The organism is Undibacterium sp. RTI2.2, assembly GCF_035018705.1.
In the GTDB taxonomy this organism is placed as follows: Bacteria; Pseudomonadota; Gammaproteobacteria; order Burkholderiales; family Burkholderiaceae_D; genus Undibacterium.
Genome location: NZ_JASJXN010000009.1, coordinates 89,680 through 105,087, shown reverse-complemented (window position 1 = coordinate 105,087; position 15,408 = coordinate 89,680). Strand labels below are relative to the sequence as shown.

The 15,408-nt window shown below is 49.0% G+C and carries 10 protein-coding genes; 6 read left to right on the top strand and 4 right to left on the bottom strand.

Annotation, left to right across the window (positions count from 1 at the left end; all coding sequences use genetic code 11):
- The first annotated feature begins 133 nt into the window (after positions 1 to 133).
- The 3 genes from QN395_RS07145 to QN395_RS07135 all read left to right on the top strand — a co-directional run bounded on the left by QN395_RS07145 (position 134) and on the right by QN395_RS07135 (position 6,070).
- Entirely contained in the window at positions 134 to 1,903 is a 1,770-nt protein-coding gene (locus tag QN395_RS07145) for an ABC transporter transmembrane domain-containing protein (protein WP_322120157.1), read from the top strand.
- A gap of 125 nt (positions 1,904 to 2,028) precedes the next feature.
- Positions 2,029 to 3,780: an ABC transporter ATP-binding protein gene (locus tag QN395_RS07140; protein WP_323492170.1), complete on the top strand. Its 1,752-nt coding sequence runs from the start codon at positions 2,029 to 2,031 to the stop codon at positions 3,778 to 3,780.
- A 19-nt stretch (positions 3,781 to 3,799) separates the two neighbouring features.
- Positions 3,800 to 6,070: a penicillin-binding protein 1A gene (locus QN395_RS07135; RefSeq protein WP_322120159.1), complete on the top strand. Its 2,271-nt coding sequence runs from the start codon at positions 3,800 to 3,802 to the stop codon at positions 6,068 to 6,070.
- Positions 6,071 to 6,385: 315 nt separating this feature from the next.
- Here the strand turns inward: QN395_RS07135 and metC are convergent, their stop codons facing one another.
- On the bottom strand, positions 6,386 to 7,594 hold the full coding sequence (metC, locus tag QN395_RS07130; protein ID WP_322120160.1) for a cystathionine beta-lyase: 1,209 nt from the start codon (positions 7,592 to 7,594) through the stop codon (positions 6,386 to 6,388).
- Positions 7,595 to 7,822: 228 nt separating this feature from the next.
- Here metC and QN395_RS07125 point away from each other — a divergent pair, with 228 nt between their 5' ends.
- The 3 genes from QN395_RS07125 to QN395_RS07115 all read left to right on the top strand — a co-directional run bounded on the left by QN395_RS07125 (position 7,823) and on the right by QN395_RS07115 (position 10,651).
- Positions 7,823 to 8,302: an Lrp/AsnC family transcriptional regulator gene (locus QN395_RS07125; RefSeq protein WP_322120161.1), complete on the top strand. Its 480-nt coding sequence runs from the start codon at positions 7,823 to 7,825 to the stop codon at positions 8,300 to 8,302.
- A gap of 172 nt (positions 8,303 to 8,474) precedes the next feature.
- Complete coding sequence (locus QN395_RS07120) at positions 8,475 to 9,398, top strand: AEC family transporter (protein ID WP_322120162.1); 924 nt, start codon at positions 8,475 to 8,477, stop codon at positions 9,396 to 9,398.
- Positions 9,399 to 9,559: 161 nt separating this feature from the next.
- Entirely contained in the window at positions 9,560 to 10,651 is a 1,092-nt protein-coding gene (locus tag QN395_RS07115) for an enoyl-CoA hydratase/isomerase family protein (protein WP_322120163.1), read from the top strand.
- Positions 10,652 to 10,807: 156 nt separating this feature from the next.
- On the opposite strand, the gene QN395_RS07110 is transcribed toward QN395_RS07115, so the two are convergent.
- From QN395_RS07110 to QN395_RS07100, 3 genes are all read right to left on the bottom strand, one after another.
- Complete coding sequence (locus QN395_RS07110; RefSeq protein WP_322120164.1) at positions 10,808 to 11,494, bottom strand: DUF4197 domain-containing protein; 687 nt, start codon at positions 11,492 to 11,494, stop codon at positions 10,808 to 10,810.
- Between the two features lie 380 nt (positions 11,495 to 11,874).
- Entirely contained in the window at positions 11,875 to 13,557 is a 1,683-nt protein-coding gene (locus QN395_RS07105) for a long-chain fatty acid--CoA ligase (protein WP_322120165.1), read from the bottom strand.
- 378 nt (positions 13,558 to 13,935) lie between these two features.
- Positions 13,936 to 15,300, bottom strand: coding sequence for an NAD(P)/FAD-dependent oxidoreductase (locus QN395_RS07100; RefSeq protein ID WP_322120166.1), 1,365 nt, complete (start codon positions 15,298 to 15,300; stop codon positions 13,936 to 13,938).
- Between the last annotated feature and the right edge of the window lie 108 nt (positions 15,301 to 15,408).

Genomic DNA, 15,408 nt, shown 5'->3' with positions numbered 1-15,408 from the left:
AAATTCAAATGCTGTATCATCGTTGACTCTGAAGTTACCGGATTCTCCTACCCAAGAAATACCTGGGAAACTTGTTTTCACTCGCTTCGATCGCAATTCCGCTTCAAGATCACCCAATCCAATCGAATACCTTATGAGTTTGTACCAACTACTTGCCCAATTTATCAAACAACACAAAAGGCACTATATAGCTGCAGGCGCAATGTTACTCAGCGTCGCAATATTGACTGTGCTAATCCCGCGCAAAGTCGGCGCGGTGATTGATGCGATGGTGGCGCACACCTTAGATAGCCGCGGGCTGGCGATGCAGTTGGGGCAACTGATATTAATGGGGGTAGCGATTTACTTTCTGCGCGTGGGCTGGCGCTTACAATTGTTTGCGGCGTCCTATCAATTGGGCGTGCAATTACGCACCAGGCTATATCAGCGCTTGAGTTTACAAGGTGCGCCGTTTTTTCAGCAGCAACGCACTGGCGACTTAATGGCGCTGGGCACCAATGATGCTGATGCGATTGAACTGGCGTCAGGGGAAGCCATGCTGGCGGGGTTTGATGGCACGATGACTTTTGCATTGGTGATCGGCATGATGTTGCTGGGTGTCGATTGGCGACTGGCGCTGGTGGCATTGCTGCCCTTCCCTTTTATGGCGTGGGCGTTTAAGAAAATCACCCATCATGTGCATGACGCATCCCGTGACTCTTTAAACCGGTTTAGTAAGCTCAACGATCAGGTACAAGAAACTCTGGCAGGCGTGCGTACCTTGCGCGCCCTCGGCCTGGAGCAGCGCAGCGCAGCCCAATTTGCTGAACTGGCGGAGCAGGCTGCGGATGCCAGTCTGAGCGCACAGCGCTGGGAAGCCGCTTACGAACCAGCGGTCGGTGTTGCACTGACTACCGCGGGTGCGCTGACGCTGGCAATGGGTGGATATCTGGTCTGGAATCAACAAATGACGATCGGTACCTTAACCAGCTTTACGATGTATTTAGGTCAGTTGATCTGGCCGATGTTTGCCGCAGGTTGGGTATTGTCCTTGCTAGAACGTGGCAAAGCCGCATGGAATCGTTTGCAGCCTGTTCTGGCAGCGGAACTTAGTGTGCAGGATCATGGTCAGATCACCACATCGCCGCAGGGTAGTTTGCGTTTCCAGGACATCAGTTTTTCGTACCCTGGACAATCTGCCATCGCGCTGGATCATGTGTCGTTTAACTTAGACGAGGGAAAAACGCTGGGCATCGTCGGACATACAGGATCGGGCAAATCGACAATTATCCGTTTGATACTGCGGCAATACGATATCGCTGCCACTGGGAAAGGTTCGCTAGGTTCGCTGCGTTGGGGCGAACATGCGCAATCGGATTATCGCTTGCATAGTTTACGGCTGGCGATCAATTGGGTATCGCAGGAACCCTTTTTGTTCTCTGCATCGATTGCTCATAATATCGCTTTGGGCAATCCAGACGCGACCCGTGAACAGATTATTCACGCCGCTACGCTGGCAGCCGTACATGAGGATATTGTGCGCTTCCCGCAGGGCTATGACACACCGGTAGGTGAGCGCGGTGTGACGCTTTCTGGTGGACAGCGTCAACGGGTTGCGATTGCTCGCGCTTTACTGACCGATAGTCCTTTACTGTTACTGGATGACGCCTTGTCAGCAGTCGATACCGATACCGAAACCCGCATCCTGCAACACCTAAATGAATTACGTCAGCAACGTAAAGAGCGCAGCGCCATTATCGTCAGTCATCGCCTGAGCGCCGTTGCGAATGCAGATCATATTTTAGTGCTGCGTGAAGGCCGGGTGATTGAACAAGGCACGCATGACATGTTATTAGAGCAAGCGGGATGGTATGCAGCCCAATGGCGCTATCAACAATTGGAAGCCAGTCTTGATGCGGCGTAAACCTGTCAGTAACCGGCTGTGGTATTCCGCAGCCTCTGTTAGCTAAGCCAACTATTCTTCGTCAACTATCCACTCTACAAAAGTTAAAAGTAATGTCTGAAGTAAATGCGATAGGCAGCCCAGTAATGAGCGCCCCCGAAAGCAAGTCTGAAAAAAAGCTCGCAGTGAATTTGCTCATGCAAGCGGCACAACCCGAACGTCGCCACGTGCTGCTGGGGATTCTATTTTTATTTGTCGCTGCAGGACTGGAAGCACTGGGTCCTCTGCTAGGCAAAGCGTTTATTGATCGCTATCTATTGCCTCATCAAATGGATACCGCCATCGTAGTCGGCTTGCTGGTCACCTATCTGGCCACAGGCTGGTGGGCAACCTGGCTGCGGTATCTGCAACTCTCACGCTTGGCTGGTGTTGCCATGCGCTCGGTAACACGCCTGCGTGAACAAGTGTATGAACATGTACTGCGCCTGCCGATGGCTTTTTTTGATAAAGCGATTACGGGACAATTAGTCAGCCGCGTGACCAACGACACGGAAGCTGTTAAAAATCTGTACGTCCAAGTTTTGTTTGTCATGCTGGACTCTTCCATCGTCGTGATCGGCGCACTGGTAGCAATGGCGTGGCTGGATTGGCGGCTGATGCTGATCGTAGCAATGCTGATCCCGGCCGTAGTGATCATCGTTTGGTTTTATCAGCGCTGGAGTGCGCCAGCAGTAAGTCGTGCGCGCCAGTTGCGTAGCGAGATCAATGCGCAGGTTGCGGAGAGCATTAACGGTATGAGCACGCTGCAAGCCAGCAACGCCGAGCGACGTTTTGGTGCCAGGTTTGATGCGACCAATCAACAGCATTACCACGCGCGCTTAGACGAATTGCGAGCCAATGCTTGGCTCTTGCGACCTGCACTAGACCTACTCAATTCGCTGCTATTGGTGGTGGTGATCTTTTGTTTCAGCCAGCGTGATTTTTCCGGTATTGAAGTCGGTATCTTATATGCGTTTGTAAGCTATATTGCCCGCGTGGTAGATCCGCTGATCCAGATCACCTTGCAATTCGGTCAGATACAACAAGCAGTGGTTTCGGCGGCACGGGTGAATACTTTATTGCGAGAAAAAACCACGACGAGCGTCAGTAGCGACGAGCAAATTAGCCAAGGTGATTTGCGTTTACAGCATCTGGCTTTTGGTTACGATCCTGCCAATCCGGTGCTGCATGATGTTAACTTGCATATTCCTGCCGGTAGTTTCTTTGGGATTGTCGGTCACACAGGCAGCGGCAAGTCCACCCTGCTCAGTCTATTATTACGTTTCTATACCGCACAATCTGGTCGTATCACGATTGATGATATTGATCTGACCAGTTTTAGCGATGAGCATTTCCGCGCCAGTGTCGGTCTGGTGCCGCAAGAGCCATTTTTATTAGCAGCCAATGCGCGTGAAAATATCGCGATGGGCCGCAATATCAGCGAGGCAGATATCATCATCGCCGCCAAAGCGGCACGCGCGCATGACTTTATTCTGCAACTGGAACAAGGCTACGACACACCGCTAGGTGAAGGTGGAGCACGCCTTTCTACAGGTCAAAAACAATTGATCGCGATTGCCCGTGCGCTGGCGGGCAAACCCCGCATCTTGTTTTTGGATGAGGCCACATCACATATCGACAGCGAGACCGAGCAAGTCGTACAAACAGCGCTGACAGAACTGCGTGGCAGCGTGACCATCGTGGCGATTGCGCACCGTCTATCCACGATCCGCGACGCAGATCAGATTGTCGTGCTCAATCACGGCAATATTGCAGAACAAGGCACGCACGGACAATTGATGCTGCTGGACTCTGGCATTTATCAAAAACTGTATTTGCTGCAAACATTAGAAGACTAAGGAAGACATGAGTACTTTGATGAAATTAATCTTAGGCGGTATCGCGGTTCTGACGGCCTGTTTTCTCGGCGCTCTGATTTATATTTTTTTTGGTATCTTGCCCAATTTGCCGTCACTGGATGCAGTCACCGATTACCAGCCAAAAATACCGCTCCGCATCTATACCGCTGACAATGCGCTGATCGGCGAGTTTGGTGATGAACACAGAGATTTTGTCGCAATTAAAGATATTCCACCCGTCATGAAAAACGCTTTATTGGCGATTGAAGACAAGCGGTTTTACGAGCATAGCGGAATTGATTTTCGTAGCGCTTTTCGTGCACTGCTAGCAGATTTGAGCGGCGGTTTTCATCAGGGTGGCTCGACTATCACGATGCAAGTCACCCGTAATATTTTGCTGACACAAGAAAAAACCGTGATGCGCAAGTTTAAAGAAATTGTCTTAGCCTACCGCATCGAAGCGGCATTAAGCAAAGACCAGATTCTTGAGCTATACATGAATCAAATCTATCTCGGTCAACGTACCCATGGTTTTTCCAGCGCGGCGAACACCTACTTCGGTAAATCGCTGCAAGAGTTATCGATTGCAGAAGCCGCCATGCTGGCAGGTTTACCGCAAAATCCGGCGCGCCATAATCCCGCAGTCAATCCGCAACGCGCCAAGCAACGTCAGCTGTTAGTTTTAAAGGCGATGCAAGATGATGGTTATATTACGCAAGCCCAATATGATCAGGCCAGCAAAGAAGAACTGCATATCAGTAGCCGCCAGCAGTTTGATGCGCATGCTGATTATGTCGCAGAAATTGCGCGTCAAAGTATCGTCGCTGAGTATAAAGACGCCGCCTATACCAGCGGCCTGAAGGTCTACACCACGATTTATAAAGCCGAGCAAGACGCCGCATACGAATCATTACGTCGTAATGTCATGGCCTACGACCAGCGTCATGGATATCGTGGCCCTGAGGCGTTTATTGAGTTACCCACAGACGAAGATGAACGTGATGATGCCATCGATGCCTTGATGCTCAAGCATCCTGCCAATGATAAATTGCTGCCCGCCGTTGTGCTGGAAGTTAGTCCAAAATCACTCAAAGCAGAAATGGCGTCCGGCGATACAATTACCCTCAGCGGAGAGACCTTGCGCTTTGCGGACAAAGCCTTGCAAAACAATGCTAACCGCGATTTAAAAATACGTCCCGGCGCTTTGATACGTGTGATGCAAGACGCCAAAAAGCGCTGGACGATCAGTCAATTGCCGGAAGTAGATGCCGCCTTCGTCGCCCTGAATGCGCAAGATGGTTCGTATCGTGCGATGGTCGGTGGATTTGATTTCAACCGCAAACAATTTAATCATGTGACCAGTGCGTGGCGCCAGCCTGGTTCGTCGATCAAGCCCTTTATTTATTCTGCTGCGTTGGAAAAAGGCTATTCGCCAGCCACCATCGCCAACGACGTGCAATTGTCCGAAACCAGTACTGAAGATTTAAAATGGGATCCACGCAATGACGATGGCAAATACGATGGACCTATCAGTTTGCGTACCGCATTAGCACAATCTAAAAACGTGGTCTCAGTGCGTTTGCTGCGCGCAATCGGTGCCAGCTATGCACGTGATTACTTACCTCGCTTCGGTTTTGATATCACCAAACAACCACAAAATCTGACGCTGGCGCTGGGTACCGGATCAGTCACGCCACTCCAGGTTGCGGCTGCTTATGCGGTATTTGCTAATGGCGGTTATCAGATTAAACCGTGGCTGATTCAAAAAATTACCGACTCACGTGGCAAAGTATTATCCGACATTAAACCACCCGCCGTTGCGCAAGAAGATGCCAGAGTTATTGACGGTCGTAACGCCTTTATCATGGACAGCATGCTGCGTGAGGTCGTCAGAACAGGCACCGGTGCATCTGCTACACCACGCTTAGGACGACATGACATTGCGGGCAAAACGGGTACCAGCAGCGATGCGGTCGATGGCTGGTTTGCAGGCTATGCGGGCAACTTAGTAGCAGTAGCATGGATGGGATACGACGATCCAAAGTCACTGGGCGGCAGAGAATTTGGCGCGACTTTATCGCTACCAATCTGGATCGACTATATGCATCAGGCAATGGCAGGCAAACCGGAACTACAACGCGCTGTGCCAGAGAATGTATCCAACGCAGAAGGCGATTGGATGTATAACGAATTTATGAACGGTGCAGGCGTTAAAACTTTTGATCTCGACCTCCCCGCCATACCGTCAACTGCGCCAGCGCCACTACCTAATCAAGAAATCATCAAATAAAAAAAGCCCGCTACAAGAGCGGGCTAAAATCCTTACCTTTGGAGAGTATCAAGGATGAAACAAGTATATGGTGAAAATATTACGGAGTAATGACAAGCCGAACTTGAGTCTGCTTTTTTTCGGACTGTAGATTACTCTAGATTACTGTCCGTTACTGACCATTAATGACCGGGGGCGCTCGAACCCCAAGTGCAAAAAAATGCCCGCTGGACTAGCGGGCAAAATCTACCATCTGGAGAGAGTAGAAACCGGTAAGTTACATCGTGCCAATCTGTGTAAGACCTGTCTTAAAATTGGCTACAGAACATGGACAAATTAGGCGGCAATAGGTTCCGCACAATCAAGATTTCTCAATGCCTCAAACCCCTGCTGCAAATCATGCTGCAAATCTTGAACTGCTTCCAGACCGATATGCAAACGTATCATCGGCGCCTGCCATTGGCTGGCGTTGACGGTGCGGCAGTTTTTTGGCTTGGTCGGCAAAATCAGACTCTCGTAGCCGCCCCAGCTAAAGCCGATACCGAATAATTCCGTGCGGTCTATCAGCTCGGCAACTTGTTGTTCTGTGATGTGTTGATGAAAAATCGCCCCCATTAAACCACAGGCATAATCAGGATGAAAATCGCGCTTCCATAGTTCATGCCCTGCTGCACCTGGCATCGGTGGATACAGCACTTCGGCGATTTCTGGCTGAGCTTGTAACCACTGCGCGATATGTAATGCGCTGACCCTGTGTACCGCCAGGCGCGCCGACATCGTGCGCAAACCGCGTAAAGCCAATGCTGCATCGTCAGCACCGACCGATAAGCCCAGTTGCTTGTAGGTGTCGCGCAAACGAGGATGCAAGGCTTCTTTGGTTAAAATCACACCCATCATGGCGTCAGAATGGCCAACAATATATTTTGTCGCCGCGTGGAGAGACACATCAATGCCCAGTTCAAACGAAGACCAGCCTATCGGCGTTGCCCAGGTGCTGTCAGACACAATCACTGCGCCGCTTGCATGCGCAACTGCGGCCATCGCAGGAATGTCCTGCACCTCAAACGTCAATGATCCTGGTGATTCGACAAAAACGACTTTGGTATTAGGCTGCATCAATGAGGCGATATTCCTGCCGATCAGGGGATCATAATAAGTGGTGCTGATACCCATTTTTTTGAGCAAGCCATCACAAAATAAACGGGTCGGATCGTAAGTCGTATCCACCATCAGTAAATGATCGCCCGGTTTTAACAAAGCCAGCAAAGTAGTAGTGATCGCAGATAAACCCGATGGTGTCAGCAAACAAGCGGCTGCGCCTTCTGCTGCACATAAAGCATGTTCCAGTGCCAAAGTCGTCTCATTACCGTGACGGCCGTAAATTGCTCGGGTGCCGGTCGCCTCTTTCAAACCTGCCACATTGGGAAATAGCATGGTTGAAGCACGGATGACCGGCGGATTCACTGGCCCGTGGTGCGCTTTACCTTTGCGCCCTGCGTGAGTCAGTTTGGTGGCGGTTTGCCATTGCGGATCGTGCTTACTCATGATGCGTCCTTGATTGTGCTGAATTACTCTGAATTTGTTCGATCTGATCGATTTGCCCAATTAACTGCGATGCCGTAGCTCACCAAAGCGCGCCAGCTGCAGCCTCGTCGTACCTTGCTACGGTGAAATTGGCTAAGTCTCATCGTAACAAAGCCGAGATGAAATTTTTTACCAAAAAATCATAGATAATTCATCTTATTGAGAATAATTTTCTATAAAATTGAATCTATGGATAAAAAAGATATCGAAATATTACAAATTCTTCAAAAAGATGCCTCCATCGCTTTGGCCGATCTGGCGCAGGCGGTGCATTTGTCGGTCACGCCATGCTGGCGGCGCGTGCAACGTTTGCAAGACGATGGCGTGATCCGGCAACAAGTCGTGCTATGCGATCCCGGCAAGCTCAATCTGGGACTGACCGTAATGGTTGCCTTAAAAGCGGCACAGCATAACGAAGGCTGGATGCAGCGCTTTATCAGCGGCACCAAGGACATCCCGGAAATTGTCGAAATTCTGCGTATGAGTGGTGATACCGATTACCTGCTGAAGGTGCTGGTACCGGACATGGCCGGTTACGATCAGGTATATAAAAAATTGGTCAAGGTCGCTGATTTGCAAGATGTCAGCTCTAGCTTTGTAATGGAAATCATCAAAAGCACCACCGCGCTACCGCTGGATTACGCAGTATTGAAAACGCTGAAAGTGTGATTAAGTGGCATTTCGATGAAGAATTTTAAAACATCCGCTCCCATGATAATTAATATACCCCCAATATGTATATTTACATGTCCATATATAACTTGGGCAATCGGCCATTTTTATTAAAAAAATGGGGGAGTATATTAAAAATCTCTACTCTAATCGCTAATAACACATACCCATGGAATTATTTGAACGCATCATCGCTATCATCTTGCCGGTGTTCATCATCATCGCTCTAGGCTATCTATATGCGCGCTTTAGAAATACTGCCGATAAAGGGGCTGGCGTCAAAGACGATATGGTGGCGATCAACCGCGTCAGTATGGATGTGCTCTGTCCGTTGCTGGTGTTTTGCGCTTTGGCCGCAAAAGAATTTGATGTCGCTCACAACGCCTGGCTGATCCTGGCCGGCGTGCTGATTGCGCTCGGCTCTGGCTTGCTGGCGTGGCCAGTGGCACGCTTGCTGGGCTACGATGTACGCGGCTTTGTGCCGCCTATGATGTACAACAATTGCGGCAACATGGGCTTGCCTCTGGCGGCACTGGCGTTTGGTGCAAATGGACTGTCGGCAGCGGTTGCTCTGTTTATGGCGTGTAACCTGGTGTACTTCACGGTTGGCATTAAAATTATTCAGCGCGGCCACCCCGGTCATCAAGGTTCACCGCTCAAATTTTTACGCAGTCCGATGATGTTATCGATGATGCTGGGGATGATTTTCGCGCTGCTGCATGTGCACCTGCCAGCGTATTTATTCATCGCACTTAAAATGACGGGCGACGCCGGTATCCCCATCATGTTATTTGCGTTGGGTGTGCGTATGCTGGACATTAATTTCGCCAGTTGGCGCATCGGTCTGGTCGGTGCCATCACCTGTCCGGTGGCGGGATTGCTGCTCGCACTGTTGCTAGATCCAGTCTTGCCGCTAAGCACGGCACAACGCGGCCAAATGTACTTATTCGCCGCCCTGCCACCCGCCGTTTTTTGTTTTATGGTGGCAGAACAATATCAGCAAGAACCAGACAAAGTCGCTTCGATTGTGTTACTGGGAAACCTGGCGGCGCTCTTGTTTGTGCCGGCAGGTTTGTGGCTGGGGTTGCGGTAAACGACCATAAAAATATAATGATAATTCCAGAGCCACGTCGGCGCGTCATAAGGCAATCAATGAGTACAGATAAAGCATTACTGCTCTCCAATACTCAGTTAACTGATGTACTTCAGATAAAAAAGTTAAAATCTTCCTTCAATCCAACTCCCCAATAAGCCATGAGCGACTATATCCAAACCTCCGTCAACAATCACATCGGCTACATCACACTTGACCGCCCTAAAGCACTCAACTCTTTATCGCTGGAAATGGTACGGGCGATTACGCAGACTTTGCTGGCTTGGCATGATGACGCCAATGTGCATGCGGTGTTTATTCATAGCAGCGCAGAGAAAGCGTTTTGTGCCGGTGGTGACATCCGCTTTTTCTATGATGTCGGCACTGCGACACCCAAAGGCGATAGCGCCTTGCTGGAAGATTTTTTTACCGAAGAATATGCGCTGAATCATCTGATTCATTTTTATCCTAAGCCTTATATCGCCTTGATGAACGGCGTGGTGATGGGTGGCGGTATGGGCATAGCACAGGCAGGGGAAGATTGTCGTTTGAGGATCGTGACAGAGCGCACCAAGATGGCAATGCCGGAAGTGAATATTGGCCTGTTCCCCGACGTTGGTGGTGGTTATTTTCTGTCGCGCGCGCCGGGACAAATCGGGACGTATCTGGGTCTGACCGGAGACATCATCAATGCGGCTGATGCTTTGTATGCAGGCTTGGCTGATGTGTTTATACCGACTACAGAATTACCCGCATTGATGGCGCTGTTGGCGACCACAACTTCTGGCGATATCCGCCACGCCATCCGCGAGTTTGCTGCTCCGTTTGCAGAACAGGCAAATACCACAAGCAGCCGTTTGGCTACTCATCGTGCGCTGATTGATCAGCATTTTACGAGCAATGATGCGAAGGCGATTGCAGCATCGCTAGCGGGTGATGCGAGCGAATTTACGCAACAGGCTGCAGCAGTAATGCAAAAGCGTTCTCCCTTATTGATGAGCGTGACGCTAGAACAGTTACGTCGCGGCAGCACAATGTCAGTGGCCGATTGCTTGCGTATGGAACGCACGATGGTGCGTCATTGCTTTAAACATGGTGAAGTCCTGGAAGGCGTACGAGCACTGGTGGTGGATAAAGACAACACACCGCAATGGTCGCCGGCTACATTAGCCGAAGTGAGTGCAGAAATGGTAAGTAGTTTTTTTGCGGAAGTGTGGCCAGCACATGCGCATCCATTGCGGCATTTAGCCTAGGTTTACTGATATTGCCTTACTGGTTTATTGAGAAAAATGGAGCCTACCAATTCGCCTGGTACGCCCCTTTTATTTTGTTTATTCAATCAGAAAAATAAATTAATGCTAATCACCGTGCCGCTGCGCACGGCATCATCCCCTTATAGAACATCACCCTTATTTCAGCAGGCCAAACACCTTGCCGATGATCTTGCTGCCACTGCCAATCGGGTCCTGGCGTATGGCTTTTTCTTCTTCGCCTATCATCAGAAATAAACCGTCCATCGCACGTTGAGTTACGTAGCCTTCTACCGTGGCCTGCTCTTTCGGTACTGCTCCCATTTTTTCTGCTTGTCCCATTACGCTATTGTATTTAGCCGATAAGCCAGCTTTGTCTGTGACACCTTTTACCAGAGGTAAAAACTTAGTAGCGAGCGGCGTGGAGGTTTTTTGTTTGAAGAAATCTGTTACCGAGGTATCGCCGCCGGTGAGAATATTTTTGGCGTCGGTGACTGACATGGATTTAATCGCATCCATCAGCAGTGGCTTGGCCATTGGCACCGCAGATTCGGCAGCGCGGTTCATGGAGATCACCAGATCGTCCAGTTGTTGACCACGTCCGGTCATTTTAAGTAGCGGACGCGCTTGCTCTAAGATGGATGGCAATTGGATTCTTACTTTGTCGTTATTTAAGAAGCCGTTTTCGACACCTAATTTAGCCACCGCCAAAGACGACCCTTTATCGAGCGCGGCTTTTAAACCAGCACTAGCGTCCTGATTGCTCAGGTCGCTTAGCGACGCCGCAAATGCAGAGGACGAGACGATCAACAAGGTGGCGGCAGTAAAGCGATATGGGAATGGCATGGTGATCTCCGGTGGATTAGGTTTGCGATGAATTGAAAATCAAATTGACGAATTTGATGACGAATTTGATGCTGCTACTGATGACGACCTTATTTAGTTTGAGAATATCTTATGGAGCGCATTCAAAACATAGTCGGGCAACAGCTTGACCCTATTTATTCTAGACGCAATTTAGATTGACACAAGCAAAACAATTGTTAAAAAACAAAAAAGGAAAGCACATGGCTTTCCTTTTTATTTATACATACTCCTGATTAGTATATTTTAATCGTCCAATGATTCTATGGACAATCAGTATATTTTTACTTAATGACTGGGGGAGTATATTTAATTTCACTCTATTGCAAGAACATTTTTACGATACTTGCTTACTTATGTACTTACGCTGCCTTCTTTTCATCTCGCAATTCACGGCGCAAAATTTTTCCGACATTGGTTTTTGGCAGATCCATGCGGAACTCAATGTATTTCGGTTTTTTGTATGCAGTGAACTGTTCTTTGCAATACGCCATTAACTGATCGACAGTGAGCGCCGGATCTTTGCGTACCACAAACAGTTTAACGGCCTCGCCTGAGTTGGCATCTGGTACGCCGACACAAGCGCACTCCAATACGCCCGGGTGCAAGGCGACAACGCCTTCGATCTCATTTGGATATACGTTAAAACCGGATACCAAAATCATGTCTTTTTTACGATCCACAATCGTGGTGTAACCACGTGCATCCATAATACCAACGTCGCCAGATTTGAAGAAGCCATCGGCAGTCATGACCTTGGCTGTTTCATCCGGACGATTCCAATAACCGACCATGACTTGCGGGCCGCGGATCGCGATTTCGCCCGGTTGTCCCAAAAGTACAGGGTTACCGTCGTCATCCAAAATAGCGATCTCAGTAGACGGAATAGGCAAGCCTATCGTGCCAGAGAATTCTTTGGTCGTTACCGGATTGCCGGTTGCAACAGGCGATGTCTCAGACAAACCATAACCTTCAGAAATCGCGCAGCCAGTGACTTTAAGCCATTTGTCGGCAACCGCTTTTTGTACTGCCATACCGCCGCCACTACAAATTTGGTAACCAGAGAAATCCAGTTTGGCAAACTCAGGATTATTCAGTAAGCCGTTGTACAAGGTGTTAACCGCCGGGAAAATATTGACCTTGTACTTGGCCAGTTCCTTGATAAAGCCGGGCATATCGCGGGGATTAGGAATCAACAGATTCAGCGCACCGATGCGAGTGCCAAGTAAGCTGCAGACGGTCAACGCAAAGATATGATAAAGAGGCAAAGCGCAAACGATGGTCTTTTGTTGAGTCATATCCTGACCCTGCATACCAGGTGCAAGCCATGCTTCGTTTTGCAGAATATTGGCGATGACATTACGGTGTGTCAGCGTCGCACCTTTCGATACACCAGTGGTGCCGCCGGTGTACTGTAAAAACGCAACGTCATCGTGACCAATGCTGACAGGATTAAATGTCAGGCGCCCCGACTCTGCGAGAACTTGCTTAAAGCGAATCGCGTTGGGCAAAGAAAAAGCAGGTACCATTTTTTTGATATTGCGCACGACAAAATTGACGATCATGCCTTTAAGGCCACCCAACATATCGCCCATACTGGCAACGACCACATGCTTAATCGCGGTTTTATCAATCACTTGTGCCAAGGTGTGCGCAAAGTTTTCCAGAATAAAAATCGCCTCTGCACCAGAGTCTTTTAACTGATGCTCTAACTCACGTGGCGTGTACAAGGGGTTGACGTTGACGACGGTATAACCAGCGCGCAACACGGCGGCCATAACAACAGGATATTGCAGTACATTTGGCATCATGATCGCGACGCGCGCACCTTTTGCCAGACCTTTATTTTGCAACCATGCACCCATTTTTTGGGACAAGGTATCTAGCTCGCCGTAAGTCAGAAACTTGTCCATACAAACGTAGGCATTACGTGCCGCGTATTTTTGGAAAGCTTCTTCCAGCAATTGCACCAGCGATTTATATTGTGAAAAATCGATTTCTTCCGGTACGCCTTGCGGGTACGATTTAAGCCAAAACTTATCCATGCTGTTTTCCTTGTCTCTGATTGTTGTTTTGATCGCGTGATGATTCATGCAAGCGGTGCACATGGGAGCCTCGAATTAATACAACTCTCGCGTGCTTCTTATACACCTCATAATACTTTGCACTTGCCTACTTTTAATTAGCTCGATGCTTCGCGCAGAATGCGCGCGAAATAGATGTACAACCGCTGTAGTCGCTAGTATTGACATTATGCAGATAATTGATGCTAGCGCCTAGGAGAAATCTAGGCAAGTCTTTTGCAAATAAGTCGAACGCACACTCTACAATTTGCTGCGACGCACAATGCAATTTCATCCTTGCGCGTCGCTTAAGTTCAATCAAAATGCACTAAGGGAACCGATGACAAAGCTAACAACTGATTAGTGCAACTTAATCCGGGGATTGCGCACCCTATCAATTGTTTCCGCCCAGGTGGATAGCCATGTATGAAACAAGCCATTGACAGCAACCTGGTGGTTTTTGTGCAGTGACCAATACATCCATTTGGCGAGAGTACCTTCAATGAAGACCGAGCCATTTGCCAGTGCGCCCATTAAACTGCCGACTGTAGTGTAGTTGCCTAACGAGACCAGAGAACCATAATCTTTGTAGGTGAACTCTTTTAGCGATTTTCCCTGCAACATCCGGCTTAGAGAATCTGCCAACAGACTTGCTTGCTGATGCGCAGATTGGGCGCGGGGCGGGACCGTCGGTAAGCCCTCGCCTTGCGGGCAGGCGCAACAGTCGCCAAGAGCAAAAATCGATGTATCACGTGTGGTTTGCAAAGTCCGGTGCACGACTAACTGATTGATGCGGTTGGTTTCCAGACCGTCCAGATCTTTTAAAAATTCTGGCGCCTTAATCCCTGCCGCCCAAACGACAATGCCACTGGGGATAAATTTTCCGCTAGACATGCTGACACCTTCTTTGGTGACTTCTACCACACGTTCGTTGGTATGCACTTCTACTGCAATACTGCGTAATTCACGGGCAACTGCGTCGGATAAGCGCTCTGGCAGCATCTGTAACAAACGCGGAGCCGCATCCACGATGACGATTTTTAAATCTTTTTCCGGATGAAAATTGACCAGTCCATAACTAGATAAAATTTTAGTCGTCATGTGCAGTTCGGCAGCCAGCTCCACCCCCGTAGCGCCGCCACCGATGATCGTCACTGTGAAGCGTCCTTCACCAGATTGCTGCGCTTGTGTTTGCGCACGTAAGCAGCAATTGACTAGCTTCTGGTGGAAGCGTTCTGCCGCGGGAAGCGAGTCCAGCATGATGCTATTCTCGCGCGCACCCGGCGTACCAAAATCATTGGTCTGGCTACCTAACGCAATCACCAGACTATCGTAAGCAATCGCCTGACGCGGCAGCAATTCACTACCATCTTCATCACAGGTCGCGGAGAGATAAATTTCTTTCTTCTCTCTGCTCAGACCATCCATACGCCCTAAGCGAAACTCAAAATGATTCGAGCGCGCCAGTGCGAAATACTCGCGCTCGTCCGCATGACTGTCCAAAGTGCCTGCAGCGACTTGATGCAATAAAGGCTTCCATAAATGAGTGCGGCTAGCATCAATCAAAGTGATGATTGCTTTCTTTTTTCTACCTAATTTTTTACCAAGCCTGACCGCCAACTCTAAACCACCGGCACCGCCGCCGACGATAGTAATTTTATGCAAACCGGCTGCTTGATTTTTTGCTTGATTTTCTGTGTTGCTCTTTACTTGGATAGTACTCACGGCAGCTCCTTAAAGTTAAAAACATATTTCATCCTTGACTGATTAATACCGACTGAAAATCAGTGATGAAATAGGCTTTAAAAAAGACTTTAGAAGCGATCAATACTT

Coding starts and splice junctions, on each gene's coding strand:
- QN395_RS07105 (WP_322120165.1), bottom strand. CDS start 13,557: ATGGATAAGTTTTGGCTTAAATCGTACCCGCAAGGCGTACCGGAAGAA.
- QN395_RS07115 (WP_322120163.1), top strand. CDS start 9,560: ATGAGCGACTATATCCAAACCTCCGTCAACAATCACATCGGCTACATC.
- QN395_RS07140 (WP_323492170.1), top strand. CDS start 2,029: ATGAGCGCCCCCGAAAGCAAGTCTGAAAAAAAGCTCGCAGTGAATTTG.
- QN395_RS07145 (WP_322120157.1), top strand. CDS start 134: ATGAGTTTGTACCAACTACTTGCCCAATTTATCAAACAACACAAAAGG.
- QN395_RS07125 (WP_322120161.1), top strand. CDS start 7,823: ATGGATAAAAAAGATATCGAAATATTACAAATTCTTCAAAAAGATGCC.
- metC (WP_322120160.1), bottom strand. CDS start 7,594: ATGAGTAAGCACGATCCGCAATGGCAAACCGCCACCAAACTGACTCAC.
- QN395_RS07110 (WP_322120164.1), bottom strand. CDS start 11,494: ATGCCATTCCCATATCGCTTTACTGCCGCCACCTTGTTGATCGTCTCG.
- QN395_RS07135 (WP_322120159.1), top strand. CDS start 3,800: ATGAAATTAATCTTAGGCGGTATCGCGGTTCTGACGGCCTGTTTTCTC.
- QN395_RS07120 (WP_322120162.1), top strand. CDS start 8,475: ATGGAATTATTTGAACGCATCATCGCTATCATCTTGCCGGTGTTCATC.